This is a genomic window from Streptomyces sp. SID12488 (assembly GCF_010548275.1).
Lineage (GTDB): Bacteria > Actinomycetota > Actinomycetes > Streptomycetales > Streptomycetaceae > Streptomyces.
This window is the reverse complement of sequence record NZ_JAAGLT010000012.1, coordinates 127,113-151,651: the sequence shown is the minus strand read 5'-3', so window position 1 is coordinate 151,651 and position 24,539 is coordinate 127,113. Positions and strand designations below refer to the sequence as shown.

General features: G+C 70.2%; 22 protein-coding genes. 13 read left to right on the top strand and 9 right to left on the bottom strand.

The genetic code is table 11. The annotated features are described in order from the left end of the window. Window positions 1-65: 65 nt before the first annotated feature. Window positions 66-1,133, bottom strand: coding sequence for an ATP-dependent DNA ligase (locus G3I56_RS20300; protein WP_164410849.1), 1,068 nt, complete (start codon window positions 1,131-1,133; stop codon window positions 66-68). A 74-nt stretch (window positions 1,134-1,207) separates the two neighbouring features. Here G3I56_RS20300 and ligD point away from each other — a divergent pair, with 74 nt between their 5' ends. After that, the gene (ligD, locus tag G3I56_RS20295) at window positions 1,208-2,218 is read left to right on the top strand and encodes a non-homologous end-joining DNA ligase (protein ID WP_164410847.1); all 1,011 of its coding nucleotides are present in this window, start codon (window positions 1,208-1,210) and stop codon (window positions 2,216-2,218) included. A gap of 71 nt (window positions 2,219-2,289) precedes the next feature. On the opposite strand, the gene G3I56_RS20290 is transcribed toward ligD, so the two are convergent. Next, window positions 2,290-4,452: a family 16 glycoside hydrolase gene (locus tag G3I56_RS20290; RefSeq protein ID WP_164411004.1), complete on the bottom strand. Its 2,163-nt coding sequence runs from the start codon at window positions 4,450-4,452 to the stop codon at window positions 2,290-2,292. A 56-nt stretch (window positions 4,453-4,508) separates the two neighbouring features. Continuing rightward, window positions 4,509-6,854 carry a ThuA domain-containing protein gene (locus G3I56_RS20285; RefSeq protein ID WP_239134995.1) on the bottom strand — a complete coding sequence of 782 codons (2,346 nt, stop codon included), beginning with the start codon at window positions 6,852-6,854 and terminating at the stop codon, window positions 4,509-4,511. On the opposite strand from G3I56_RS20285, the gene G3I56_RS43960 reads away from it, so the two are divergent. From G3I56_RS43960 to G3I56_RS20275, 3 genes are all read left to right on the top strand, one after another. Beyond that, the gene (locus G3I56_RS43960; protein ID WP_239134994.1) at window positions 6,844-7,023 is read left to right on the top strand and encodes a hypothetical protein; all 180 of its coding nucleotides are present in this window, start codon (window positions 6,844-6,846) and stop codon (window positions 7,021-7,023) included. The genes G3I56_RS20285 and G3I56_RS43960 overlap by 11 nt on opposite strands. Before the next feature lie 211 nt (window positions 7,024-7,234). Next, window positions 7,235-8,230, top strand: a complete 996-nt coding sequence (locus G3I56_RS20280; RefSeq protein ID WP_164410845.1) for a multicopper oxidase domain-containing protein — start codon at window positions 7,235-7,237, stop codon at window positions 8,228-8,230. Window positions 8,231-8,305: 75 nt separating this feature from the next. After that, window positions 8,306-9,340, top strand: a complete 1,035-nt coding sequence (locus G3I56_RS20275; protein WP_164410843.1) for a LacI family DNA-binding transcriptional regulator — start codon at window positions 8,306-8,308, stop codon at window positions 9,338-9,340. A gap of 132 nt (window positions 9,341-9,472) precedes the next feature. Here G3I56_RS20275 and G3I56_RS20270 read toward each other — a convergent pair whose 3' ends face one another. Next, entirely contained in the window at window positions 9,473-10,264 is a 792-nt protein-coding gene (locus tag G3I56_RS20270) for a VOC family protein (protein ID WP_164411000.1), read from the bottom strand. A 312-nt stretch (window positions 10,265-10,576) separates the two neighbouring features. Between G3I56_RS20270 and G3I56_RS20265 the strand changes: the two genes are divergently transcribed. After that, a complete protein-coding gene (locus tag G3I56_RS20265; protein ID WP_164410841.1) occupies window positions 10,577-10,831 on the top strand; it encodes a WhiB family transcriptional regulator in 255 nt (84 codons plus the stop codon). Window positions 10,832-10,896: 65 nt separating this feature from the next. After that, window positions 10,897-11,127, top strand: a complete 231-nt coding sequence (locus tag G3I56_RS20260) for a hypothetical protein (RefSeq protein ID WP_239134993.1) — start codon at window positions 10,897-10,899, stop codon at window positions 11,125-11,127. Between the two features lie 18 nt (window positions 11,128-11,145). On the opposite strand, the gene G3I56_RS20255 is transcribed toward G3I56_RS20260, so the two are convergent. The 4 genes from G3I56_RS20255 to G3I56_RS20240 all read right to left on the bottom strand — a co-directional run bounded on the left by G3I56_RS20255 (window position 11,146) and on the right by G3I56_RS20240 (window position 15,529). Beyond that, complete coding sequence (locus G3I56_RS20255; RefSeq protein WP_164410839.1) at window positions 11,146-12,123, bottom strand: acyl-ACP desaturase; 978 nt, start codon at window positions 12,121-12,123, stop codon at window positions 11,146-11,148. 202 nt (window positions 12,124-12,325) lie between these two features. Beyond that, window positions 12,326-13,102, bottom strand: a complete 777-nt coding sequence (gene ddaH, locus G3I56_RS20250; RefSeq protein ID WP_164410837.1) for a dimethylargininase — start codon at window positions 13,100-13,102, stop codon at window positions 12,326-12,328. 106 nt (window positions 13,103-13,208) lie between these two features. After that, the gene (locus G3I56_RS20245; protein WP_164410835.1) at window positions 13,209-14,825 is read right to left on the bottom strand and encodes an ABC-F family ATP-binding cassette domain-containing protein; all 1,617 of its coding nucleotides are present in this window, start codon (window positions 14,823-14,825) and stop codon (window positions 13,209-13,211) included. A gap of 287 nt (window positions 14,826-15,112) precedes the next feature. Continuing rightward, window positions 15,113-15,529: an SsgA family sporulation/cell division regulator gene (locus G3I56_RS20240; RefSeq protein ID WP_164410833.1), complete on the bottom strand. Its 417-nt coding sequence runs from the start codon at window positions 15,527-15,529 to the stop codon at window positions 15,113-15,115. 198 nt (window positions 15,530-15,727) lie between these two features. Between G3I56_RS20240 and G3I56_RS20235 the strand changes: the two genes are divergently transcribed. The 4 genes from G3I56_RS20235 to G3I56_RS43235 all read left to right on the top strand — a co-directional run bounded on the left by G3I56_RS20235 (window position 15,728) and on the right by G3I56_RS43235 (window position 18,200). Continuing rightward, window positions 15,728-16,813, top strand: coding sequence for an oxidoreductase (locus tag G3I56_RS20235; RefSeq protein ID WP_164410996.1), 1,086 nt, complete (start codon window positions 15,728-15,730; stop codon window positions 16,811-16,813). A 64-nt stretch (window positions 16,814-16,877) separates the two neighbouring features. Continuing rightward, window positions 16,878-17,204, top strand: a complete 327-nt coding sequence (locus G3I56_RS20230) for a plasmid stabilization protein (protein WP_164410831.1) — start codon at window positions 16,878-16,880, stop codon at window positions 17,202-17,204. A gap of 37 nt (window positions 17,205-17,241) precedes the next feature. Further along, entirely contained in the window at window positions 17,242-17,937 is a 696-nt protein-coding gene (locus G3I56_RS20225) for an endonuclease V (protein ID WP_164410994.1), read from the top strand. A gap of 116 nt (window positions 17,938-18,053) precedes the next feature. Beyond that, the gene (locus G3I56_RS43235; protein WP_203690270.1) at window positions 18,054-18,200 is read left to right on the top strand and encodes a hypothetical protein; all 147 of its coding nucleotides are present in this window, start codon (window positions 18,054-18,056) and stop codon (window positions 18,198-18,200) included. A gap of 41 nt (window positions 18,201-18,241) precedes the next feature. Here the strand turns inward: G3I56_RS43235 and G3I56_RS20220 are convergent, their stop codons facing one another. Then, complete coding sequence (locus tag G3I56_RS20220; RefSeq protein ID WP_164410829.1) at window positions 18,242-19,429, bottom strand: saccharopine dehydrogenase NADP-binding domain-containing protein; 1,188 nt, start codon at window positions 19,427-19,429, stop codon at window positions 18,242-18,244. A 208-nt stretch (window positions 19,430-19,637) separates the two neighbouring features. Here G3I56_RS20220 and G3I56_RS20215 point away from each other — a divergent pair, with 208 nt between their 5' ends. The 3 genes from G3I56_RS20215 (at window position 19,638) to G3I56_RS20205 (ending at window position 24,341) form a co-directional block, all read left to right on the top strand. Continuing rightward, entirely contained in the window at window positions 19,638-20,774 is a 1,137-nt protein-coding gene (locus G3I56_RS20215) for a CaiB/BaiF CoA-transferase family protein (RefSeq protein WP_164410827.1), read from the top strand. Window positions 20,775-20,821: 47 nt separating this feature from the next. Then, a complete protein-coding gene (locus G3I56_RS20210; RefSeq protein WP_164410825.1) occupies window positions 20,822-22,036 on the top strand; it encodes an acetyl-CoA C-acetyltransferase in 1,215 nt (404 codons plus the stop codon). A gap of 94 nt (window positions 22,037-22,130) precedes the next feature. After that, window positions 22,131-24,341: a 3-hydroxyacyl-CoA dehydrogenase NAD-binding domain-containing protein gene (locus G3I56_RS20205; protein ID WP_164410823.1), complete on the top strand. Its 2,211-nt coding sequence runs from the start codon at window positions 22,131-22,133 to the stop codon at window positions 24,339-24,341. Window positions 24,342-24,539: the final 198 nt, after the last annotated feature.

The window sequence follows — 24,539 nt, the reverse complement described above, 5'->3', positions numbered from 1 at the left end:
CCGCACCCCGATGGCCCGCCCGAGACAACCCTGGCCCCCGGAGCAGCCTGCGGAGCTGAACACACTCACTTGACAGAGAAGATCTCCCCGAGGTCGTACCCCACCGGCTCGTCCAGTTGGTCGTACGTGCAGCTGTCGGCCGTACGGTCCGGGCGCCAGCGGCGGAAACGGGCGGTGTGCCGAAAGCGCACCCCGTTCTCCATGTGGTCGTACGCCACCTCGGCCACCAGTTCGGGCCGCAGCGGAATCCACGAGAAGTCCTTCTTCGCCGACCAGCGGCTCGGTGCCCCCGGCAGCCGAGCCGCCTCGTGGGCCGCCTCGTCCGCCCAGGCGGCCCACGGATGCTCGCGCACGTCCGCGAGCCGCAGCGGCTCCAGCTCCTCGATGAGCTCGGCGCGCCGCTTCATCGGAAACGCCGCACTCACCCCGACATGCTGGAGGGTGCCACGGGCGTCATGCAGCCCGAGCAGCAGCGAGCCCACGATCGGTCCGCTCTTGTGCAGTCGGTACCCGGCGACCACGACATCCGCCGTCCGCTCGTGCTTGATCTTGAACATCACCCGCTCGTCCGGCCGGTAGCGCAGGGTGAGCGGCTTGGCGATGACACCGTCGAGGCCCGCCCCCTCGTACTGCTCGAACCATCGCCGCGCCACCTCGATGTCGGTGGTCGCCGGTGCCACATGAACAGGCGCGGTCACGTCGGACAACGCCATGGTGAGCAGCGCGCGCCGGTCGGTCAGCGGGACGTCGAGGAGCGACTCGTCGCCAAGCGCCAGCAGGTCGAACGCGACGAACGAGGCAGGGTTCCGCTCGGCCAGCGTCCGTACCCGGGACTCCGCGGGGTGGATACGCTCGGTGAGCGCGTCGAAGTCGAGACGCCCACCGTGCGCGATCACGATCTCACCGTCCACCACACAGCGCTGGGGCAGCCGCTCCCGCAGTGCCGCCACCAGCTCCGGAAAGTACCTGGTCAACGACTTGCCGGTGCGACTGCCGACCTCGATCTCGGCGCCGTCACGGAACACGATGGCCCGGAAGCCGTCCCACTTGGCCTCGTACTGCATGTCCGGGGGGATCTTGGCCACGGACTTGGCGAGCATCGGCTTCACGGGGGGCATGACCGGTAGATCCATGATTCGATTCTGCGCGTCCACGGTCGTGATCGCCCGGTGTGCGAGCTGTGCGCGGGACGCCTACCGTGGCTCGCATGGGTGAAGCAGTGGAGCTGGAAGCGTTCGGTCGGAGCGTGCGGCTGTCCAGTCCGAGCAAGGTCTTCTTTCCGGAGCGTGGGTTCACCAAGCTCGACCTCGCCCAGTACTACCTCGCTGTGGGCCCCGGCATCCTTCGGGCACTGCGTGACCGGCCTACCACCCTGGAGCGCTATCCGGACGGGGTGGCCGGCGAGAACTTCTTCCAGAAGCGGGCGCCCAAGAACATGCCCGACTGGATTCCCACCGCCCACATCACCTTTCCCAGCGGTCGCAGCGCCGACGAGATGTGCCCGACCGAGGTCGCCGCCGTACTGTGGGCTGCCCAGTTCGGCACCCTCACCTTCCATCCCTGGCCGGTGCGCCGCGCCGACGTGGACCACCCCGACGAACTGCGCATCGACCTCGACCCGCAGCCCGGTACGGACTACGTCGACGCGGTGCGCGCCGCGCATGAACTGCGCGCCGTGCTCGACGAGTTCGGCGGTCTGCGCGGCTGGCCCAAGACCTCCGGCGGGCGAGGGCTGCATGTCTTCGTGCCGATCGAACCGCGCTGGACGTTCACGCAGGTGCGGCGGGCGGCGATCGCCGTCGGGCGGGAACTGGAGCGGCGGATGCCGGAGCAGGTGACCACCAGGTGGTGGAAGGAGGAACGCGGGGAGCGGATCTTCGTCGACTACAACCAGACCGCACGAGATCGCACCATCGCGTCCGCCTACTCCGTACGGCCCCACCCGCACGCTCCCGTCTCGGCGCCGCTGAAGTGGGAGGAGGTCGGCGACGCGCGGCCCCGCGACTTCGACCTCGCGACCATGCCCGGCCGGTTCGCTCGACTCGGCGACGTCCACGCGGACATGGACGACCACGCCTTCTCCCTCGACGCCCTCCTCGAACTCGCCACCCGCGACGAACACGAGCACGGACTCGGTGACCTGCCGTATCCCCCGGAGTACCCGAAGATGCCGGGCGAGCCCAAGCGCGTACAGCCAAGTCGGGCCCGCAAGGAGTGACTTGAGCAAGCCGGCGGGGCCACCTTCCGTTCGGCGCGGCTACGCCACCGGACGGGAGGTGACCCCGCTGGTCAGGACAGTTCCTTTATCCGGATGTCCCGGTACGAGACCACATCGGAAGTGCCGTGCACCTGGAGGCCGACGTACCCCGACGCGAACCGCCGTCCGTCCGTGCCCGGGTCGTCCGAGCGCGGCGGGGTGAAGTCCTGGCCACCGGTGTTGTCGAACTCGTTGATCAGCACGCCGTTGCGGAACACCGAGTAGTGCTGGTCGACCACCCTGACCTCATAGTCGTTCCAGGTGCCCTTCTGCGTGACGCCCGCCCCGGCGAGCCCCACCCGGTCGAAGCCGTAGACCGAGCCCGTCTTGTACATGTCGCCGTCGGGCCGATCGAAGACCTGTATTTCGTGCCCGTACTTGATGGCGGCCCACTCCGGCCTGGCCTCCTCCGGGTGACCGTGGACCCACGGGAAGCGCACGAAAACACCGGAGTTGGCGTTGCCCGTGCCCGGTGCGTCGTCCCGCCACTGGAGCTTCAGCGAGAAGTCGCCGTACTTCCGTTCCGGGAACCACAGCATGCCCAGACCCTCGACCGTGGTGCCGCTGGTGAGCGACCCGTCGCCGTTCAGCGCGAACGAACCGCCGCCCACCTGCTGCCACTTGGCGAACGACGCGGGTGTGCCGTCGAGGATCGTGCGGTAGCCCTCGGTCTGGCCCGGCCTGCCGATTCCGGAGGCGCGGGCCGCCGCCTCGATCGCCGTGTCCTCCCGTTCGTCGACGGCACCGTCCTTGACGAGCCGGTCGAGGACGGTGCGTACGTGCTTGAGGAACAGGGCGTGGGACGTCCACTCCCGCTCGTCCTCGATCAACTCACCTATCCGGCAACGGCTGTTGGTGACCCGGTTGGCCACCCCTGAGTCGACCGTGCCGACGATCACCGTCAACCGCTCGTCGTACTCCGGGCAGTTGGGCGCCGGAACCCCGCCGCCCGCCACGACTGTGAGGCTCACCGAACGGGCGTCGCTGGTGTTGCCCGCCTTGTCGCTCGCCCGATACGTCACGGAGTGCGCGCCCGCCCGGTCGACCACCACCGGTGCGGTGTACGCCAGGTAGGGCCCACCGTCGAGCGAGTACTCGACCGAGGCGACACCCGAGCCGCCGTGGTCCGTCGCGCTGACGGTCACCTTGGCGCTGTTGACGTAGGCGCCGTTCGCGTTCCGGGTGCCCTCGACGGTCACCCCGGTCACGGGCGGGGTGGTGTCCTCGGACGGCTGGGCCACGACGGTGAAGGCGACGCTCTTCTCGGCGGCGGCGTTGCCCGCCTTGTCGGTGGCCCGGTAGCGGACGCTGTGACTGCCGACCTGGTGCACCATCACCGGCCCGGCGTACGCCTGCCAACTCCCGTTGTTCACCGCGTACTCGACCGTGTTGACCCCGGACCCGGTGTCCGACGCGGAGACGGTGATCGTCGCCATGTCGAGATACGCCCCGTCCGCGTTCCGCGCGCCGCTCACCGTCGCCGAGGTCTCCGGCGGCGCCGTGTCGTCCGTCGGCGGCGCGGCCACCGTGAACGTGACGCTCTTCTCGGCGGCGGCGTTGCCCGCCTTGTCGAACGCCCGGTAGCGCACCGTATGGCTGCCGACCTGGTCGATCACGACCGGCGTGGTGTACGGCTGCCAGGCGCCGTCGGAGCCGATCGCGTACTCGACCCGGTCGACGCCGGAGCCCTCGTCGCTCGCGCCGATCGCCACACTCGCCGAACCGACGTACTGGCCCTGCGAGTTCCGTGCACCGGTGACGTTCGCCGAGGTCACCGGTGCCGTCGTGTCGGAGCCGCCGCCATCGGTCACCACGAGGATGCCCTGCATCTGGCCGTGGCCGGGGATCGTGCAGAAGTAGCGATAGCGACCGGGAGTGAGCGTGACCTCGGCGGTGTGCCGGCCGCCCTGGTCGTCGTTCGGGTTGGCGAGGATGTTCAGCGGGACATCGTTGTTGTACTCCGGGTCCGAGACGTCGAACGTCAACGTGTGCGGCATTCCCATGGTGTTGCCGGTCGCCGCACTGTTCTCGAAGGCGATCGTCGTCGCGCCCGCCACCGCCGTGGCCGGTACGGAGGCGTACTTGGTGATGTCGTCGCCCGCCGTCCAGGTGAGGACCTGAGCGGCGGCCGACTCGGCGGCGCCGGGCTCGGCGGCGCTGCGCGCCCCTGCCACCGACGTGAGCCCGAGGACCATGAACAGGGACGCCAACAGGGCCGTCCAGAGCTGCCTGCGTCTGCGCACTGTTCGCACTACTCCGCTCCCCTCACGAGGTCGCCGACCGCGGGTGTCGGGCCGCCGCCGGTGTAAGTGATCCGCCACAGCGCCGACTTGGCGTCGGAGGTGAAGAAGCCCCGGCCGTAGTCGAGGACGTAGAGCGAGCCGTCGGGGCCGAACTTCCAGTCCATGAGGTTCTTGATGCCGTCGTTCCCGATCGGCACGATCTTCTTCAGCGACTCGGAGTGGACGGGTAGTCCGCCGTCGCCCTGGTTCTTCGGGTCGGTCAGTACCGCGTTGCGCGGCTGGTCGCCGTCGTAGAAGTCGCCCACGAACCACTTGCCGTCCCAGTAGGCCGGCCACTTGGTCGTGCTCGCGTTCGCCGCGTCGTAGCGGTACACCGGACCGTTCATCGCGGCCTGGCCGCCGCCCTTCAGCCACGGCAGCAGATACGTGCTCTCCGACTCCTTGTAGGACGGGACGCCGTTCGCGTCGCGCGGGAAGTCGGGGCCGCCGCCCTGGGGCGAGTACCAGATGTTGTTGCCGGTGATGGGCGGCAGGTTGACCAGACCGTCGTTGTTCGGCGACTCGTTCTTCGGGTGGTCGCAGTCGTACCAGCCCAGCGGCTTCGACGGATCGGGCAGATTGCGGTCCCGATAGGGTTGCTTGTTGCCCATGCAGTACGGCCAACCCCGGTTGCCCGCACGGGTGATGGCGGCGAACGTGTCGTACTTCGCGGGACCCCAGGTCGTCGAGGGCGCGCTCGCGTCCGGTCCGACCCAGCCCGCGTAAAGAGTGTCGGTCGCCTTGTCGACGGAGATGCGGGCCGGGTTCCTGACCCCCATCACGTAGATCTCACCGCGCGTCTTGCCGCCGCCCTCGTCGGTCTCCCGGCCCGTGAAGAGGTTGCCCGTGGGGAGGGTGTACGTGCCGTCGGACTCCGGGTGGATGCGCAGGATCTTGCCGTTGAGGTTGTTGGTGTTGCCGGCCGTGCGCCGGGCGTCGGCGAACGACACGCCCTTGTAGGCGGGTTGGGGGTTGTTGCCGGAGTAACCGTCGCTGAACTGGCTGGAGTTGTTGTCACCGGTGGCGATGTACAGGTTGCCCTTGGAGTCCCAGGCCATCCCGCCGCCCGAGTGACAGCAACTGTGGATCTGCACGGGCCACTTGAGCAGCACCTTCTCGCTGTTCAGGTCGAGCCGGTTGGTGGCGAGGTCGAGCGTGAAGCGGGAGACGTAGCGTTCGGCCATCCTGGTGTCACGGTTGATCCGCGAGTGGGGCGTGTAGTGGAGATACACCCAGCCGTTGCGCTCGAAGGACGGATCGAGCTCGATGCCGAGCAGCCCCTCCTCGACCTTGATCAGCTCGTCCCCGCCGCCCTTGTTGCCGAAGACCGTCAACTCGCCCGCCAGGGTGACCTTCCTGGTCCTCGGGTCGTAGACGTGGATCTGGCCCCTGCCCTTGCCGATGGCCGGGTTGTTCCAGTCGGTGACCACCGGCTGGGCGGAGTCGGCGCCACCCCGGCCGATGTAGAACACCCGCCCGTCGGGCGCGGTCACCAGCCCGTGCGGCTCACCGATCTGGTCGCTCTGCCCGGGCTGGTTGGGCTGCGTCAGCCGCTCCGCCTTGTAACCGGCGTTGATGGTGGCCTTGCAGTCGGCCTGTGCCAGCCGGGTCGTCCACAGCAGCGCCCCGCGCAGATGGGTGCGGAAGTCCGCCTCGTCGTACGACGACACCGTGCCGCCCATGCCGGTGTAGAAAGAGCGTCCGCCGTCGTAGTCACGGCACCAACTCACCGGATGGTCCCAGCCGTTGGCACTCGCACCGGGTTTGTACGTCGACTCGCGCACCCGGGCCACGGTGTGCACATCGCCTGAGGGGTTCTTCGTCCAGTTCGGCCACTGGTCCGGCCGCTTCCACTGCGCCGGCAGGTCCTTGGTGGCCGGATGCCGCCGGTCACCGACCTCAACGGTGGCGCGCTGTACGGCCGTTGGGCTGGTGGCCGCCGGTCGGGCGCCCACCAGACCGGTGAACCAGTCGGAGTACGGTTCCGCCCGGGCCGCATCATGGATGCCGACGAAGCCGCCGCCGGCCTCCATGTACGTCTCCAGCCCGGCCTCCTGGTCCGGGTCGAGGACGTCGCCGCCGCCGGTCAGGAAGACGATCGCGTTGAAGGTCCCGAGCCGGGACCCGTCCGTGAACACGGCGGCGTCGTCCGTCGCCTCGACCTCGAAGCGCTGTTCCACCGGACCGGACAGCCCGATCCGCTCGATCGCCTCGATCCCGGCGTTGACTACCGGCGACTCGTCCCCGGCCGCCGCCGAACCGTGGAAGACCAGGACGCGTACACCACTGCCGCCGGGCGGCGACTTGACGGACATCGTTGTCACGGACGGATCGGGAGCCGGCCGCGCGCTCGCGGCAGGCCCCGACAGCAGCCCGGCGGTGACGACTCCGGCGGCGATGGTGGCCGCCCAGGCCCGGCTCCGTCCGCTCCTGCCGCCGCCTCTGCTTCTCGCGCTCAACTCCCTCAACCGCATGGACTCTTGATGCGATGTGAACCGCATGTGGTCACCCACCCCTCCTCGGTCACAGCAAACGCAGAGGAAGCTAGACCTCTTTTGATGACTCGCCAAGAGGCACGGCCGGGATCGCACAAACTTTGTCCTGAGTGTGGATAAACGGGGCCCGTGCCGCTACCGTCTCACCGGTTCCCTTCTTTCCCGCTGCGCATCTTCCGTACCAGGGTGGGGAGTTCGCCATGGACAGACGTGACTTCAACCGGCGGGTGCTGCTGGGCGGCGCGGCCGTCGCGACATCGTTGTCGGTCGCCCCGGAGGCCGGCAGCGCGACCGCCGCACTCGCAAGGACGGCCCCGGCCGACGGCGAGGTGCGGCACCTCCAGTTGTACGCCGAGCGACTCGCCGACGGACGGATGGGCTACGGCTTCACGAAGGGCACGGCGTCGGTTCCCGGCCCGCTGATCGAGCTGAACGAGGGCGACACGGCACACATCACCCTGGAGAACACGACAGACGTGGCCGTGAGCCTGCACGTCCACGGACTGGACTACGAGATCTCCAGCGACGGCACGAAACTGAGCCACAGCGACGTCGAACCCGGCGGCACCCGCACCTACACCTGGCGCACGCACGCCCCGGGTCGCCGCGCCGACGGCACCTGGCGGGCGGGCAGCGCGGGCTACTGGCACTACCACGACCATGTCGTCGGCACCGAACACGGCACCGGCGGTATCCGCAAGGGCCTCTACGGCCCGGTGATCGTCCGGCGCAAGGGAGACATCCTCCCGGACACCACGTACACGATCGTCTTCAACGACATGACGATCAACAACAGGCCCGGCCATCAGAGCCCCGACTTCGAGGCCACGGTGGGGGACCGGGTCGAGTTCGTGATGATCACGCACGGCGAGTACTACCACACCTTCCATATGCACGGTCACCGCTGGGCGGACAACCGCACCGGCCTGCTCACCGGCCCCGACGACCCCAGTCAGGTCGTCGACAACAAGATTGTGGGCCCGGCGGACTCCTTCGGTTTCCAGGTGATCGCGGGGGAGGGGGTCGGGGCGGGCGCGTGGATGTACCACTGCCATGTGCAGAGCCACTCGGACATGGGGATGGCGGGTCTGTTCCTGGTGCGGAAGACGGACGGGACGATTCCCGGCTACGAGCCCCACGGTGCTGCGGGGAAGGCGGGTAGGGCGGGGGAGACGCAGCTGTCGCACGAGCACTGACCAGATCCGAGAGCGCTCTCATCGGTGCCTGGCCGGGACTATCCTGATCGGCAACCGCCGATGAGGAGCCCCGAAGTGACCGAGACCGCGTCGCGTCCCACCCTGGAGGCCGTGGCCGCGCGGGCGGGGGTCTCCCGGGCCACCGCGTCACGCGTCGTGAACGGCGGGGACGGCGTGCGTGAACCCCTCGTCGAACGGGTCAGGCAGGCCGTCGAGGAACTCGGGTACGTACCCAACCAGGCGGCCCGCTCACTGGTGACGAAACGGCACGACGCCATCGCCGTCGTCATCGCCGAACCGGAGACCCGGGTCTTCGCCGACCCCTTCTTCGCTCTGCAACTCCGGGGAATCAGTAAGGAGTTGACCGCCCACGACTCCCAACTCGTGCTGCTGCTCACCGAGGGGCGTGACGACCACTCCCGCGTCGGCAGGTATCTCGCCGGCGGCCATGTCGACGGCGCCCTCGTCTTCTCCCTGCACCTCGACGACCCGCTGCCCGGCCTGGTCCAGCGCGCCGGCGTGCCCACCGTGTTCGGCGGCCGACCCGGCTGGAGCGACGGCAACCGCGACGCCGTGTACGTCGACAGCGACAACCGGGGCGGTGCCCGGGCGGCCGTACGGCACCTAGTCGCCCTGGGGCGGACGCGGATCGCGCACATCACGGGCCCCCTCGACCAGACCTCGGCGGCGGACCGGCTCGACGGGTTCCGGGACGTCATGCCCGCCGCCGACCCGCGACTGATCGCCGAGAGCGATTTCACCCCGGCGGGCGGGGAACGCGCGATGCGTGAACTCCTGGACCGGTGCCCGGACCTGGACGCCGTGTTCGCCGCCAACGACCTCACCGCCTCGGGCGCCCTCCGCGTCCTGCGCGAACGCGGACGGCGTGTGCCCGAGGACGTCGCCGTGGTCGGCTTCGACGACATGCTGCCGGTCGCCGAACAGACCGACCCGCCGCTCACCACGGTCCGCCAGGACATCGAGGAGATGGGCAGGCTGATGGCCCGCCTGTTGCTGAGCGACCTCGACCCCTCGGGCAGCCCCGGCCCGGCGGGCGCGCCGTCCGGCCTGGTCCTGCCGACGACACTGGTCCGCCGGGCCTCGGCGTAACGCTCCGCGCAGGCGCTCCGCAGGGTAGGCGGTTCATCCGCCGTGGGCTGGTGGGGGCTGGGCGCGCCCAAGCGGCGGAGCCGCACACTGGCAGGGCCCCGCGCCCCTTCGGGGCACCTACCGGGCCCCTGCCTACATCTGGGCCGGCGCGCTCTTGATCACCGCGAAACGTGCACCGTACGGGTCGCTGAGCCGTGCGACGCGGCCGACGCCCTCGATGTCCGTGGCCGGCATCCGGACCTGGCCGCCGTGCTCCTGGGCCGCGGCGACCGTCGCGTCGGTGTCGTCGACCTCGAAGTACGGCAGCCAGTACGGAGTGGTCTCGATGCCCGTCGGGTCTTCGTCCACGTCGACGACGCCGCCGAACATCCCGTCGTCCCCGGCACCCGCCGGGTTCACGCACGTGTACGAGCCACCCGGGAACGGCACCGCCGAGGTCTCCAGGCCCAGCACCGCGCCGTAGAACGCGGCGACCTTGGGGACGTCCGTCGTGTAGAGCTCGACCCAGCACAGGGAGCCGGTCTCGCCGGCGATGTCGAGGCCCTTGATGCGGCCGGGCTGCCAGAGGCCGAAGACGGCGCCGGTGGTGTCGGTGAGGATGGCCATCCGGCCCGCGTCCATGACATCCATGGGCGGCGCCGGGATGCCGCCCCCGGCCTGCTCGGCGGCTTTGGCGGTGGCGTCGACGTCCGGGGTCTGGAAGGACACCGTCCAGGACGGCGGTCCCTGGCCCTCGCCGCTCTGCATGCCGCCCGCGACGGTCTGCCCGCCCAGTTGGAAGAAGCCGTATCCGCCGCCTTCGGGGCCCGCCGACCGGAAGTCCCAGCCGAAGAGCGCCCGGTAGAAGGACGTGGCACCCTCGATGTCCGGGGTGCCGAGATCGATCCAGTTCGGAGCGCCGGTCACGAAACGGGTGGTGAGCATCATTGCCCTCCTCTGTGGGCCCCGCCCTCTGGGAGGGACCCGTTGCCTGTTGTGCCGAGTCTTGCACCGCCCACTGACAATCGCTGCCGGAGTGCTTCCGCGGACCCGGCCACCGGCTGTGGCCACCCTGGGTGAAGAGGAGGACGCGGGTTGTTCCAGAAGGCTCCGCGCGCCGCCGTGCGCTCGCGCGGCCGGCGGGAGCATCATCGGGCGGACCGGTGAGACGCCCGGGCCGTTCGGCGAGCGGGTCCGGAAGACGCCGTTGATCGGACGTTGAGCGAACGTTTTTCACCACCCGGCACGATCTCGTGCATGCACTACGAGACGATCACCCCGATGGACAGCGCCTGGCAGGCGCAGGCCCTTTGCGCGGAGACCGGGGCCGACTTCTTCTTTCCCGAGCCGGGCAGCTCGGTGCGCGAGGCGAAGCGCATCTGCGGGATGTGCGAGATGCGCCCCGCCTGCCTGGAGTACGCACTCAGCAACGACGAACGGTTCGGCGTCTGGGGCGGCCTCTCCGAGAAGGAGCGACTCGACCTCCGACGCACCTCGCGCACCTCGCACTGACCTCCCCGCACCAGCAAATCGACAGTCCGCTGGACCCTCTCGACCCGCTTCCGTATCCGCAGCGCATGCGCGAACTCACCGTCTGCACGCGGGGGTTCAGGCCGCTGAGGCCGGTGTTGGCGGACGTGGAGGAACGCGGGTCGTACGGACGTGACCTCGCGGTCGCCGTCACCGGAGCCCTGGGCAGCCGGACGAGCTCGGCCGTGCCTTGGCGCGAGGAGCTGACAGCACTGCGCCGCCACCCCGTGGCCGACGTGCGGGACGCGGCGCTGGACGAGGTGACGGCGTACGAGTGACAGGTGTTCCGGGGTGGGTCAGCCGGCGGCGCGGGCCGCCATGCGGGCCTTGCGGGCCGCGAGCTTCACGTCGAACTTGGAGGCTTCCGAGTCCAGGCCACCCATGAACATGCCCAGTTCCTCCTGGGCCTGCAGACCCTCGGGGCCCAGGTCGCCCATGTCCATGACCTTCAGGTGGCGCAGGACGGGCTGGAGCACGTCGTCGTGGTGGATGCGCATGTTGTAGACCTCGCCGATCGCCATCTGCGCGGCGGCCCGCTCGAAGCCGGGCATGCCGTGACCGGGCATCCGGAAGTTGACGATCACGTCCCGTACCGCCTGCATGGTCAGGTCGGGCGCGAGTTCGAACGCGGCCTTCAGCAGGTTCCGGTAGAAGACCATGTGCAGGTTCTCGTCGGTCGCGATCCGGGCCAGCATGCGGTCGCAGACCGGGTCGCCGGACTGGTGGCCGGTGTTGCGGTGCGAGACACGGGTGGCCAGCTCCTGGAAGGCGACGTACGCCACCGAGTGCAGCATCGAGTGCCTGTTGTCCGACTCGAAGCCCTCGGCCATGTGCTGCATACGGAACTCTTCGAGCTTGTCCGGGTCGACCGCGCGGGAGGCGAGCAGGTAGTCGCGCATCACGATGCCGTGCCGGCCCTCCTCCGCGGTCCAGCGGTGCACCCAGGTGCCCCAGGCGCCGTCGCGGCCGAACAGGCTGGCGATCTCGTGGTGGTAGCTGGGGAGGTTGTCCTCGGTGAGGAGGTTGACGACCAGGGCGATCCGGCCGAGCTCGGTGACCTTGGACTGCTCCTTGCCCCAGGCCTCGCCGTCCTCGAAGATGCCGGGGAAGTTGCGGGCGTCGCTCCACGGCACGTACTCGTGCGGCATCCAGTCCTTGGCGACCTTCAGGTGACGGTTGAGTTCGGTCTCGACCACTTCTTCCAGGGCGTACAGCAGCCGAGCGTCGGTCCATTCGCTGGACGGGCTGCCGAGGTGCGGGGAAGTGATCGTCATGAATGCTCCAGAATGACGTTGCGAGCGGGTGAGCGGACTGCCTTCAGCCAACCTACGGCATCGTAGGCTACGTTCCCGTAGGTTACGCCACCGTAAGTTAAGGGCGTGGTAAAGATCGCTGATCAGCGGGTTTGTCCCCAGAAAACCCGGTAAGGCTCCAGACTCGCAGGTCCGGCGCCGAACGAGTACCCCGATCGCCCGGCTAGATGTACAGCTCCCGCAGACGGACCGAGAGGCATGTCACACAGCCTTCGAGCTTCTCGAACTCGCTGATGTCGACGACCACCGGCTCGTGCCCGAGATCGGCGAGCAGTTCGGCCGTCTTCGGCGCGCTCGACGCGATGAGCAGTTTTCCGCCGTCCAGCACCACGACGTGCGACCCGGACTCCTCCGGTACCGGCAGGAAGCGCGGGAAGAGGGACGGGGTGTCCACCAGGGGTGCGTACCCGATGACGGTCCCGTCGGGCAGCGCGGTGACCGCCGACTTCAGATGCAGCACCTTGCTCACCGGCACGGCGACGACCCGGGCGCCGAGCGGTTCGAACACGGCCCTGAGCTGCTGCACCCCGGCGGCGTTGGTCCGCCCGCCCCGCCCGACGTAGATGGTGTCGCCGACCTTGAGGACGTCACCGCCCTCCAGCGTGCCCGGCTCCCAGACCCAGTTCACCGAGCAGCCGAGGCGGGCCACAGCCTCCTCGACACCGCCGGTCTCGTCGCGCCGGGACTCGGCGCCGGGCCGTGCGATCAGCGCGACGTTCCGGTAGACGACCACCGCGTCCTCGACGAACACCGAGTCCGGGCAGTCGTCCGCCGGATCCACCTCGACCGTCTCCCAGCCGTGCGTGCGCAGCGCCTCCGCGTACGCCTCCCACTGCCGGCCGGCGAGGTCGGCGTCGATCTTCTCGCGCTCGATGTGCGTGACGAGGCCCTCGGCCAGGCGCGGGCTCGGGCGGCGTATCAGGGCCTTCTTGCTGGGCACGAGGGGAACTCCGTATCGGAAGGGGGTGTCCGCGCACATCATGCAGGGTGGGACTGTGCGGACAAAAGCCCCGGAGGTCGGACGGGGGCCGGGAGCCCTCTGCCGATCACCCCACCTCCTCCGGATCGATCTCCGTCAGCTCCCCGTCCAGCAGCAGCCACCGGGTGATCCCGATCGACTCCAGGAACGGCACGTCGTGGCTGGCGACGATCAGCGCTCCCTCGTACGAATCCAGGGCCGTCGTGAGCTGTCGCGCGCTCGCCATGTCCAGGTTGTTGGTCGGCTCGTCCAGCATCAGGAGCTGGGGCGCGGGCTCCGCCAGCATCAGGGCGGCCAGGGCGGCGCGGAACCGTTCGCCGCCCGACAGGGTCGCCGCCGGCTGGTCGGCGCGAGCGCCCCGGAACAGGAAGCGGGCCAGCCGGGCGCGGACCCGGTTGTTCGTGGCGCCAGGCGCGAACCGGGCCACGTTCTCCGCAACGGTCAGTTCGTCGTCGAGAACATCGAGCCGCTGGGGCAGGAAACGCAGCGGTACGTGCGTCTTCGTCTCCCCGGAGACCGGGGCCAGTTCCCCGGCGATCGTCCGCAGCAGGGTCGTCTTGCCCGACCCGTTGCGCCCGATCAGCGCTACCCGCTCGGGTCCGCGCAGATCGAAGGAGCCCGCGCTCGCTCCGTACGCCAACTCCAGGTCCAGGAGCGTGAGTACGGTACGCCCGGGCGGTACGGCCGTGTACGGCAGGTCGACGCGGATCTCGTCGTCGTCCCGTACGGCGTCCACCGCCTCGTCGAGCCGCTCCCTGGCTCCGGCGAGCCGCTCCTCGTGCATGATGCGGTGCTTGCCCGCCGACTCCTGGGCGGACCGTTTGCGCGCCCCCATGACGATCTTCGGCTCGCGCTTCTGCTCGAACATCTTCTGTCCGTACTTCTTGCGGCGGGCCAACTTGATCTGCGCGTCGGCCAGTTCACGCTTCTGCTTCTTCAGGTCGGCCTCGGCCACGCGCACCATGCGCTCGGCCGCCTCCTGTTCGGTGGCGAGCGCATCCTCGTACGCGGAGAAGTTGCCGCCGTACCAGGTGACCTCCCCGGAACGCAGGTCGGCGATCTGGTCGACCAGGTCCAGGAGTTCGCGGTCGTGGCTGACGACGATCATCACCCCGGGCCAGGAGGAGACGGCCGTGTAGAGCCGTCGGCGTGCGTACAGGTCCAGGTTGTTGGTCGGCTCGTCCAGCAGGAGGACGTCCGGGCGGTCCAGCAGTAGCGCGGCCAGCCGCAGTAGGACTGCCTCGCCGCCCGAGACCTCGCCGACCGTGCGGTCCAAGTCGATGTGGCCGAGGCCGAGTTCGCCGAGCGTGACCAGGGCGCGTTCCTCGACGTCCCAGTCGTCGCCGATCGTCTCGAAGTGCCCCTCGGCCACGTCACCCGCCTCGATGGCGTGCAGCGCGGCCCGTTGGGCGGAGATGCCGAGCACCTCCTCGACGCGCAGCGCGGTGTCGAGGATGACGGTCTGCGGGAGGTAGCCGACGTCGCCCGCGACACGGACGGTGCCGTCGGCGGGCCGCAGTTGCCCGGCGATGAGCTTCAACAGGGTTGATTTCCCTGCCCCGTTGACGCCGACGAGCCCGGTGCGGCCGGGGCCGACGGCGACGTCGAGACCGTCGAAGACGGCGGTGCCGTCGGGCCAGGCGAAGGACAGGGAGGTGACGGCGACGGAAGTGGTGGCTGACATGTGGCCTCGCGGTTGCTTGAGTCGGTCGGGGCAAACGCGTGTCGAGACACCGACGGGCGGCGGGTGAGTCCTGATGGCACGAGAAAAGCCCTGCTCCGGAGGGAGGCACGGACGGCTCGAACACCGAGGTCGCACGCTACGCACACACACCACTGGAGGGTGTGCAGCGCGGTGTCTCAGGACCTCAGTAGAGCAACGTCCTTCTCCAATTCGACGGCAACAGGACCGCGGCAAGCGTAGGAAGAGGCGTTTCAGGCTGTCAAAGCATTAAACGGGGGCAGGGGCTGTCACAGGGCGTCGCGCATCAGCTCCGCGAGGTCGCGGTCCAGGTCGGTCTGGAGATGCTCCAGGCCGACGGGCACCAGCTCGACGGTGGCCGCCAGGAAGTGCCGCAGCTCGCCGGAGCGGACATGCACGACCGCGGTTCCTTCGGGGGCGTGGAACTCCAGCACCGTACGGTCGTAGCCGTACGGCCGCACGCGTACGTCGCCGTGGCCCTGCGGCTCCCGCATGCCGTCGGAGAGGAGCTCGCGGGCGAAGGTCCAGCAGACCTCCACGCCCTCCAGCGTGGCCGGCGCGGGGAAGGTCATCCGGACCGCGAACGGGTCGCTCCGGTCGTAGGTGAGCGTTGCGGGAATGCTCGTCATCCGCGGTGCGGCGGCGACGAGACGGGCATCTACGAGCTGCTCGATGACGGTGAACAACGCCTTGCTCCCTTGTGACGGTTGGCCGGACTCCGGGATGGAACGGTCCGCACACTGAGAGAGACGCTGGAACGAGCCAATCAGTGCACCTGATTTTCTAGTGACCTCTGTCACCGAGTTCATTCACTGCTACGTTCGCCCGCCATGAGGATCATGGGAATGCAGCGACAGAACAGGCGTACGAGTCGGACGAGGCGAATGGTGATGGCAGGCACGTATGCGGCTGCGCTCGCCGCCGTGGCCGCCGGACTGGCCGTACCCGCGCAGGCGTCCGAGGGGACGGGCGCCGCGTCCGGAGCCGGGCACCGGGCGCCGCACTGGGCGTTGAAGGACAGCGGCACCACCGACGTCCGCTTCCGCGGACTGTCCGCCGTCAGCCGGGGCACCGCCTGGGTCGCCGGCACCCAGGGGACCGTCCTGCGCACCACCGACGGCGGAACGAGCTGGCGAAACGTCTCTCCGTCGGGTGCGGCCGAGCTCCAGTTCCGGGACATCGAGGCGTTCGACGCGCGGCGCGCCGTGGTCCTGGCCATCGGTGAGGGAGAAGCCTCCCGTGTCTACCGGACCGACGACGGTGGCGAGACCTGGAGCGAGTCCTTCCGCAACACCGACGCCCGGGCCTTCTACGACTGCCTCACCTTCTTCGACAGCCGCCACGGCCTCGCGATGAGCGACCCGGTGGACGGAAAGTTCCGCATCCTCTCCACCAGCGACGGCGGACGCTCCTGGACGGTGCTGCCCAGTGCCGGCATGCCGGCCGCGCTGGAGGGTGAGGCGGGCTTCGCGGCGAGCGGACAGTGCCTGGTGAGTTCGGGGCCGCGTGACGTGTGGCTGGCCACGGGCGGGGGTGCACGCGCGCGTGTGCTGCACTCGGTCGACCGAGGCCTGACCTGGACGGCCACCGACACACCGATACCGGCGGGCGACCCGGCCCGCGGTGTCTTCGCGCTCGCCTTCCGCGACCGCGCGCACGGACTGGCCGTCGGCGGCGACTACCGCGCCGACCAGGCCTCCCCGCGCGCGGGGGCGGTCACCGCGAACGGCGGTCGCACCTGGACGACGGCGACCACGCCGCCGCCCGCCTACCGCTCGGGCGTCGCCTGGCTCCCGTACAGCCGCACGGCCGCACTCGCGGTCGGCCCGACCGGCACCGACCTCACCACGGACGCCGGGCGTACCTGGAAGACCGTCGACACGGGCTCGTACGACACCGTGGACTGCACCCCCGACCTGGGCTGCTGGGCCTCCGGGGAGAAGGGCCGGGTGGCACGGCTCGAATCCTGAGGCACGGGTACCCGTTCACCGAGACGGCACGAGAGGGCAGTGCGAGCCGAGGGAGTGAACGGTCATGCCACGTGGTGCGAGTCCCAAGCGGGAACGCCAGTACGAGCACATCAAGGACAGTGTGCTGGACCGGGGCGAGAGCGAGAAGCGCGCCGAGGAGATCGCCGCGCGGACCGTCAACAAGGAACGCGCCCGGTCCGGCGAGTCCAAGACAGCCAGCCGTACGTCCACCCAGGACATGTCGTCCGCCAAGCGCGGCGGACAGCGCTCGCACAAGGGCGCCCAGGGGCCCACGTACGACCAGCTGTACGAGGAGGCCAAGAAGCGGAATGTGAACGGCCGCTCGGGCATGAACAAGGCGCAGCTGAAGAAGGCCCTCGGCGACAAGTGACCCAGGGCCGGCTCGTACGCTCGTCGTCACCATGGAGATGAAGACAACGACCGTATCCCTCCCGGCGGGCTGGCCCACGACCGAGGAACGGGCCCGCGCGGTCCAGGACGAGCTGCGGATGCGGGTGGTGCTGGACGAGCCCGGCCCGCCGCCCGGGACCGGACATGTCACGGGCGTCGATGTCGCGTACGACGACGAGCGGGACCTCGTCGTGGCCGCCGCGGTAGTCCTGGACGCGGCGAGCCTCTCCGTCGTCGCTGAGGCCACGGCCGCCGGGCGGGTCCCCTTCCCGTACGTGCCCGGCCTGCTCGCGTTCCGCGAGATCCCCGCCGTCCTGGCCGTCCTGGACGCGCTGCCCGTCCCGCCCGGCCTCGTCGTCTGCGACGGCTACGGACTGGCCCACCCGCGCCGCTTCGGCCTCGCCAGCCACCTCGGCGTCCTCACCGGCCTCCCCACGATCGGCGTCGCGAAGAACCCGTTCACCTTCGCCTACGACGAGCCGGGAGCCCGGCGTGGATCGGCGTCACCGCTCCTGGCGGGCGCCGAGGAGGTCGGCCGCGCCCTGCGTACCCGGGACGCGGTCAAGCCGGTGTTCGTCTCGGTCGGCCACCGCACGTCCCTCGACGCGGCCTGCGCCCACACTCTCGCGCTCACCCCGGCGTACCGCCTCCCAGAGACGACCCGCCGGGCGGACGCCCTGTGCAGACGGGCGCTGAAGGAAGCGACCGCCTGACGGCGGCTGACTGTCCGAGGCGTTCAGGCAGTCAGGTGATCGAGTGATCATCTGAGTATGTGTTCTGAGTACTTATACGGATGTCGGCGGGCCCGGGCTGTCGGCAGGCTGTGCCCATGACCACGCACCGAGCCCCGAAGCCCGTCGCCAGCCCCGCCCAGCCCGTCGAGCGGGCCGTCACGGCCGCACTGATCGTCGCCGTACTGGCGGGACTCGCCTGGATCGTCGGCATGATCTACACGGTCACCGGCTGGGCCCAGTAGGCCCTCGGAAGCCCCATCCTGAGCTCTGACGGCCGGGCCGGTCACCTGCTGGCCGCGACCCGGAAGGTGATGTCCGCCTTGCTCAGGCGTTCGATCAGCGCGTCGCCCATCGCCACGGCGGTGGTGACCTGACCTGCCGTCGCAGGCAGGTCGTCGAAGGCCAGGGAGAGTGCCGACTCGGCGAACATCTTCGCCGTCTCGTCGTAGCCGGGGTCGCCGCCCGCGACCTCCGTGAACACCCGCTGTCCGCCGCCCTCACCCACGAACCGCACCGAGAACCAGCTCTTCGCGCGCCGCTCCGCGCTCGGCCCGTCCCCCGGCTGCAGTCGCCCGGACAGCCAGCGCCGCGCGGGCGGCAGCTGGGACGCCGCGAACACCGCACCGGCCGCGGCGACCCCGCCCACCGCGAAGGGCAGCCCCCGTACCGCCGCGTAGTGGCGGTAACGGAAATCGGGGCCGTACCGTTCCAGCGCGCGTGCCGAGCGCGCCACGACCTGCGGGTCGATGGTGGGCAGCGGCAGCGCCCAGGCACCGACCTCCCCGGCGTACCGGGGTGCGCCCGAGGGCGCGGTCGCCCGGCGGCCGAGCAGCCGCGGCTCGTGCCGTCGGCGGTCACGTGCGGCGGCCAGCATCTGCGGTCCCCGGGAGAACTGGTTGAGCGCCGAGGCGAAGGTGCCGCCCGAGAACATCGCCTCGGCGCGCACGAACCCGTCCACGGTCAGCGGCACCCCCTCGGGCAGCTGCGCGACGGTGAAGTACGCGCCCAGGTCGTGCGGGATCGAGTCGAAACCGCAGGCGTGCACCAGCCGGGCGCCGGTCTCCCGCGCGCGCGTGTCGTGCCGGACGTACATCAGGTCGACGAACTCGGGCTCACCGCTGAGGTCGAGGTAGTCGGTGCCTGCTTCCGCGCAGGCGGCGACCAGTTCCTCGCCGTACCTCAGATAGGGGCCGACCGTGGTGGCCAGCACGCGCGCGTGCCCGGCGAGAGCGCGCATCGAGGCCGGATCGGACACGTCCGCCGTCAGCACCCCGGCCTGGGTGGCCTTTCCGATGCCCGCGAGGCGCTCGCGCAGCCGCTCCAGCTTGTCCACGTCGCGGCCGGCGACCGCCCAGCGCAGATCCTCGGGCGCGTGCGCGGCGAGGTATTCGGCGGTGAGCGTGCCGACGAAGCCCGTGGCTCCGAACAGCACGATGTCGTACGGGCGTTCCACCCTGCTCGACCTGCTCATGACACCCCTTGCTGTGCATCCCGCGCCGTTGTCGGTGGTCGAGGCTAGCGTGAGGTGGATCGATCTCGCGCGGCCGGGCGTTGTCCGGAACGAAGCGGCTTGGCCAAGCGCTTGCTTAATCAACGACCGGTGAAACCTTGTGCGGAGCGGAACGCGTTCCTAGCATCGCTGGTGTCGCATGGGTTCGTGTCACGGGAGTGGGGGCTCGATGTCAGTTGCGGGGACTGCGGGAAGCGGTCCGCTCGCCGGAGTGCGGGTGCTCGAACTGGCGGGCATCGGGCCCGCCCCGTTCGCCGCCATGCTCCTCGCCGACCTGGGTGCCGACGTGGTCCGGGTGGACCGGCCCGGGGGCAGCGGCCTCGCCGTCAACCCCGAGTACGACGTGACGAACCGCAACAAGCGGTCGGTGATCGTCGACCTGAAGGCGGCCGACGGCCCCTCCCGCGTCCTGGATCTGGCCGCCCGCGCCGACATCCTGGTCGAGGGCTACCGCCCGGGCGTCGCCGAGCGCCTCGGCATCGGCCCCGAGACCTGCCACGCCCGCAACCCGAGGCTCGTCTACGGCCGGATGACGGGCTGGGGCCAGGAGGGCCCGCTCGCCCGCCGCGCCGGGCACGACATCGCCTATCTCGCCCCGACCGGCACCCTCGGCCTGATCGGCAGCCCGCACGAACCGCCGCCCGCCCCGGCCAACCTTCTCGGCGACTACGCGGGCGGCTCCCTGTACCTCGTCGTCGGCGTCCTCGCCGCCCTCCACCACGCGCGCGCGACAGGCATCGGCCAGGTCGTGGACGCCGCGATCGTCGACGGCGCCGCCCACCTCGCGACGATGATCCACGGCATGCTCGCGGCGGGCGGCTGGCAGGACCGGCGCGGCGCCAACCTCCTCGACGGCGGCTGCCCGTACTACGGGACGTACGAGACCGCCGACGGCCGGTACATGGCGGTCGGTGCGCTGGAACCGCAGTTCTACGAGGAGTTCCTCGACCTGCTCGGCCTCCCGGAGCACTCCGGCGCCCGCAAGGACATCACCCGCTGGAACGACCTGCGCGAGGCCGTCACGGCCCGCTTCAGAACCCGTACGAGGGACGAGTGGACGGCCGTCTTCGAGGGTTCCGACGCCTGCGTGGCGCCCGTCCTCTCGCTGCGCGAGGCCCCGCACCACCCGCACCTGGCCGCCCGCGGCACCTTCACCGACCACGGCGGCATCACCCAGCCCGCCCCCGCGCCCCGCTTCTCCGTCACCCACACGTCGATCCACAGCGGCCCCGCCCAGCCCGGCGCCGACACGGCGGACGTGGCGCGCGACTGGGACGTGCCCCGACTCCTGCGGGACGGCGGCTGACCCCCTGCCGGCCCCGCTCGCCCCATCCCACCCCGAAAGGCCCACCAGTGAGCACCGAAGCGTACGTGTACGACGCGATCCGCACCCCGCGCGGACGCGGCAAGGCGGGCGGAGCCCTGCACGGAACCAAGCCCGTCGATCTCGTCGTCGGCCTCATCCACGAGATCAGGAACCGCTTCCCGGACCTCGACCCGGCCGCGATCGACGACATCGTGCTGGGCGTCGTCGGACCGGTCGGCGACCAGGGTTCCGACATCGCGCGGGTCGCCGCAGTCGTCGCCGGACTGCCGGACACCGTGGCCGGCGTCCAGGAGAACCGCTTCTGCGCGTCGGGTCTGGAGGCTGTCAACATGGCCGCCGCCAAGGTGCGTTCGGGCTGGGAGGACCTCGTACTCGCGGGCGGCGTCGAGTCGATGTCCCGGGTGCCGATGGGCTCGGACGGCGGCGCCTGGTTCAACGACCCGATGACCAACCTCGCTGTCGACTTCGTGCCGCAGGGCATCGGCGCCGACCTCATCGCCACCGTCGAGGGCTTCTCCCGGCGCGACGTCGACGAGTACGCGGCCCTGTCCCAGGAGCGGGCGGCGACGGCGACGAAGGAAGGCCGCTTCGAGCGGTCCCTCGTCCCGGTGAAGGACAGGAACGGCCTCGTCGTCCTCGACCACGACGAACACCCGCGTCCCGGCACCACGGCCGACTCCCTGGCCCGGCTGAAGCCGTCGTTCGCGGACATCGGCGACCTGGGCGGCTTCGACGCCGTGGCGCTCCAGAAGTACCACTGGGTCGAGCGGATCGACCACGTCCACCACGCGGGCAACTCCTCCGGCATAGTGGACGGCGCCTCGCTGGTCGCCATCGGCTCCCGGGAGGTCGGCGAGCGCTACGGGCTGCGTCCGCGCGCGCGGATCGTCTCCGCCGCCGTGTCCGGCTCCGAGCCCACCATCATGCTCACCGGTCCGGCGCCCGCCACCCGCAAGGCGCTCGCCAAGGCCGGGCTGACCATCGACGACATCGACCTCGTCGAGATCAACGAGGCGTTCGCGGCCGTCGTCCTGCGCTTCGCACGGGACATGGGCCTGCCCCTCGACAGGATCAACGTCAACGGTGGTGCCATCGCGCTCGGCCACCCGCTGGGCGCCACCGGCGCGATGATCCTCGGCACGCTCATCGACGAACTGGAGCGCCAGGACAAGCGGTACGGCCTGGCCACACTGTGCGTGGGCGGCGGCATGGGCATCGCGACGATCGTCGAACGGATCTGAACTCCCGGCGGAATCAGCCGAACCGGTCGCGTCGTTCACCTCGGCGGTTTCCGCGGCACCAAGAGACTTCTGAGCTTCTACGGAGATCCCTGTCATGACACAGAGCACCACCATCCGCTGGGAACAGGACCGCACCGGTCTCGTCACCCTCGTCCTCGACGACCCGGCCCAGTCCGCGAACACCATGAACCAGGCGTTCCGGGACTCCCTCGCGGTGGTCACCGACCGTCTGGAGGCCGAGAAGGACACGATCCGCGGCATCATCCTCACCTCCGCCAAGAAGACGTTCTTCGCGGGCGGCGACCTGCGCGACCTGATCCGGGTCACCCCCGACACGGCCCAGGAACTCTTCGACGGCGGCCTCGCCATCAAGCGCGACCTGCGCCGCATCGAGACCCTGGGCAAGCCGGTGGTCGCGGCGATGAACGGCGCGGCCCTCGGCGGCGGTTACGAGCTCGCGCTGGCCTGCCACCACCGGGTCGCGCTCGACGCGCCGGGTACGAAGATCGGCTGTCCCGAGGTCACCCTCGGCCTGCTCCCCGGAGGCGGCGGGGTCGTCCGTACGGTACGCCTGCTGGGCATCGCCGACGCGCTGCTGAAGGTGCTGCTCCAGGGCACCCAGTACAGCCCCCAGCGCGCCCTGAAGAACGGACTGATCGACGAAGTCGCCGACACCCGGGACGAGTTGATGGCCAAGGCCCGCGCCTTCATCGACGCCAACCCCGAGTCGCGGCAGCCCTGGGACAGGCCCGGCTACCGCATCCCGGGCGGCACCCCGGCCAGCCCCAGGTTCGCCGCGAACCTGCCCGCCTTCCCCGCCAACCTGCGCAAGCAGACGAACGGCGCTCCCTACCCGGCCCCGCGCGCCATCCTCGCGGCGGCCGTCGAGGGCGCCCAGGTCGACTTCGAGACTGCGCAGGTCATCGAGGCCCGCTACTTCGTGGAACTGGCCGCCGGGCAGACCTCGAAGAACATGATCCAGGCGTTCTTCTTCGACCTCCAGGCCGTCAACTCGGGCGCAAACCGCCCCAAGGGCGTCGAACCGCGCCCCGTCCGCAGGGTGGCGGTCCTCGGCGCCGGGATGATGGGGGCGGGCATCGCCTACTCGTGCGCCCGCGCGGGCATCGACGTGATCCTCAAGGACGTGTCGGCCGAAGCGGCGGCCCGGGGCAAGAACTACTCCGAGAAGCTGTGCGCGAAGGCCGTCGCCCGGGGACGTACGACCCAGGAGAAGGCGGACGAGCTGCTGGCCCGGATCACGCCGACCTCGGATCCGCAGGACGTGGCGGGCTGCGACGCGGTCATCGAGGCGGTCTTCGAGGACCCGGCCCTGAAGCACAAGGTGTTCCAGGAGATCCAGCACCTCGTCGAACCGGACGCCCTGCTGTGCTCCAACACCTCCACGCTGCCCATCACCGCCCTCGCCGAAGGCGTCGAACGCCAGGGCGACTTCGTCGGGCTGCACTTCTTCTCGCCGGTCGACAAGATGCCGCTCGTCGAGATCATCAAGGGCGAGCGGACGGGGCAGGAGGCGCTGGCACGGGCCTTCGACCTGGTCCGCCAGATCAGGAAGACCCCGATCGTCGTCAACGACTCGCGCGGCTTCTTCACCTCACGGGTCATCGGGCACTTCATCAACGAGGGCGTGGCGATGGTCGGCGAGGGCATCGAGCCCGCGTCGGTCGAACAGGCTGCGGCGCAGGCCGGCTACCCGGCGAAGGTGCTGTCCCTCATGGACGAACTCACGCTGACGCTGCCGCGCAAAATCCGGGCGGAGTCCAGGCGGGCGGTGGAGGAGGCGGGCGGCACGTGGGTGACGCATCCCGCCGAGGCGGTGATCGACCGCATGGTGGACGAGTTCGGCCGTACCGGGCGGAGCGGGGGCGGAGGCTTCTACGAGTACGGGGAGGACGGCAGGCGGGCCGGGCTGTGGCCGGGACTGCGGGAGCACTTCGCGCGTGAGGGCGCGGGGAGCGCGGACGGTGCGGAGGGTGCGGAGGGTGCGCGGATCCCCTTCAAGGACATGCAGGAACGGATGCTGTTCTCGGAGGCGCTGGACACGGTGAGGCTGCTGGAGGAGGGCGTGCTCACATCGGTCGCCGACGCCAACATCGGCTCGATCTTCGGGATCGGGTTCCCGGGCTGGACGGGGGGTGTCCTGCAGTACATCAACGGCTACGAGGGCGGCCTGCCGGGGTTCGTCGCCCGCGCGCGTGAGTTGGCCGAGCGGTACGGGGAGCGGTTCGCTCCGCCGGCGCTGCTGGTGGAGAAGGCGGCGAAGGGGGAGGGATTCGGGGGCGCCTAGGGTTCTCTGCCGCCCCCTTTCTGGGGGCGGCGCCCCCAGACCCCCCGCTACGGCCCTGAACGGGCCTTGTCCTCAAACGCCGGACGGGCTGGTATGCCTGGGCTGGAGTGATGTTGGGGGCGAGCGGGTGGGAAAGAAGCGGCACTGAACGGGACTTCTCCTCGGATGCCGGACGGGCTGGAAATGCCGTCCGGCATC

What these genes read in the sequence shown, in the direction of transcription:
- G3I56_RS20300 (WP_164410849.1), bottom strand. Translation starts at nt 1,133, where the DNA reads ATGGATCTACCGGTCATGCCCCCCGTGAAGCCGATGCTCGCCAAGTCC.
- ligD (WP_164410847.1), top strand. Translation starts at nt 1,208, where the DNA reads ATGGGTGAAGCAGTGGAGCTGGAAGCGTTCGGTCGGAGCGTGCGGCTG.
- G3I56_RS20290 (WP_164411004.1), bottom strand. Translation starts at nt 4,452, where the DNA reads ATGGTCCTCGGGCTCACGTCGGTGGCAGGGGCGCGCAGCGCCGCCGAG.
- G3I56_RS20285 (WP_239134995.1), bottom strand. Translation starts at nt 6,854, where the DNA reads ATGTCCGTCAAGTCGCCGCCCGGCGGCAGTGGTGTACGCGTCCTGGTC.
- G3I56_RS20280 (WP_164410845.1), top strand. Translation starts at nt 7,235, where the DNA reads ATGGACAGACGTGACTTCAACCGGCGGGTGCTGCTGGGCGGCGCGGCC.
- G3I56_RS20270 (WP_164411000.1), bottom strand. Translation starts at nt 10,264, where the DNA reads ATGCTCACCACCCGTTTCGTGACCGGCGCTCCGAACTGGATCGATCTC.
- G3I56_RS20265 (WP_164410841.1), top strand. Translation starts at nt 10,577, where the DNA reads ATGCACTACGAGACGATCACCCCGATGGACAGCGCCTGGCAGGCGCAG.
- G3I56_RS20260 (WP_239134993.1), top strand. Translation starts at nt 10,897, where the DNA reads ATGCGCGAACTCACCGTCTGCACGCGGGGGTTCAGGCCGCTGAGGCCG.
- G3I56_RS20255 (WP_164410839.1), bottom strand. Translation starts at nt 12,123, where the DNA reads ATGACGATCACTTCCCCGCACCTCGGCAGCCCGTCCAGCGAATGGACC.
- G3I56_RS20245 (WP_164410835.1), bottom strand. Translation starts at nt 14,825, where the DNA reads ATGTCAGCCACCACTTCCGTCGCCGTCACCTCCCTGTCCTTCGCCTGG.
- G3I56_RS20235 (WP_164410996.1), top strand. Translation starts at nt 15,728, where the DNA reads ATGGTGATGGCAGGCACGTATGCGGCTGCGCTCGCCGCCGTGGCCGCC.
- G3I56_RS20230 (WP_164410831.1), top strand. Translation starts at nt 16,878, where the DNA reads ATGCCACGTGGTGCGAGTCCCAAGCGGGAACGCCAGTACGAGCACATC.
- G3I56_RS20225 (WP_164410994.1), top strand. Translation starts at nt 17,242, where the DNA reads ATGAAGACAACGACCGTATCCCTCCCGGCGGGCTGGCCCACGACCGAG.
- G3I56_RS43235 (WP_203690270.1), top strand. Translation starts at nt 18,054, where the DNA reads ATGACCACGCACCGAGCCCCGAAGCCCGTCGCCAGCCCCGCCCAGCCC.
- G3I56_RS20220 (WP_164410829.1), bottom strand. Translation starts at nt 19,429, where the DNA reads ATGAGCAGGTCGAGCAGGGTGGAACGCCCGTACGACATCGTGCTGTTC.
- G3I56_RS20215 (WP_164410827.1), top strand. Translation starts at nt 19,638, where the DNA reads ATGTCAGTTGCGGGGACTGCGGGAAGCGGTCCGCTCGCCGGAGTGCGG.
- G3I56_RS20205 (WP_164410823.1), top strand. Translation starts at nt 22,131, where the DNA reads ATGACACAGAGCACCACCATCCGCTGGGAACAGGACCGCACCGGTCTC.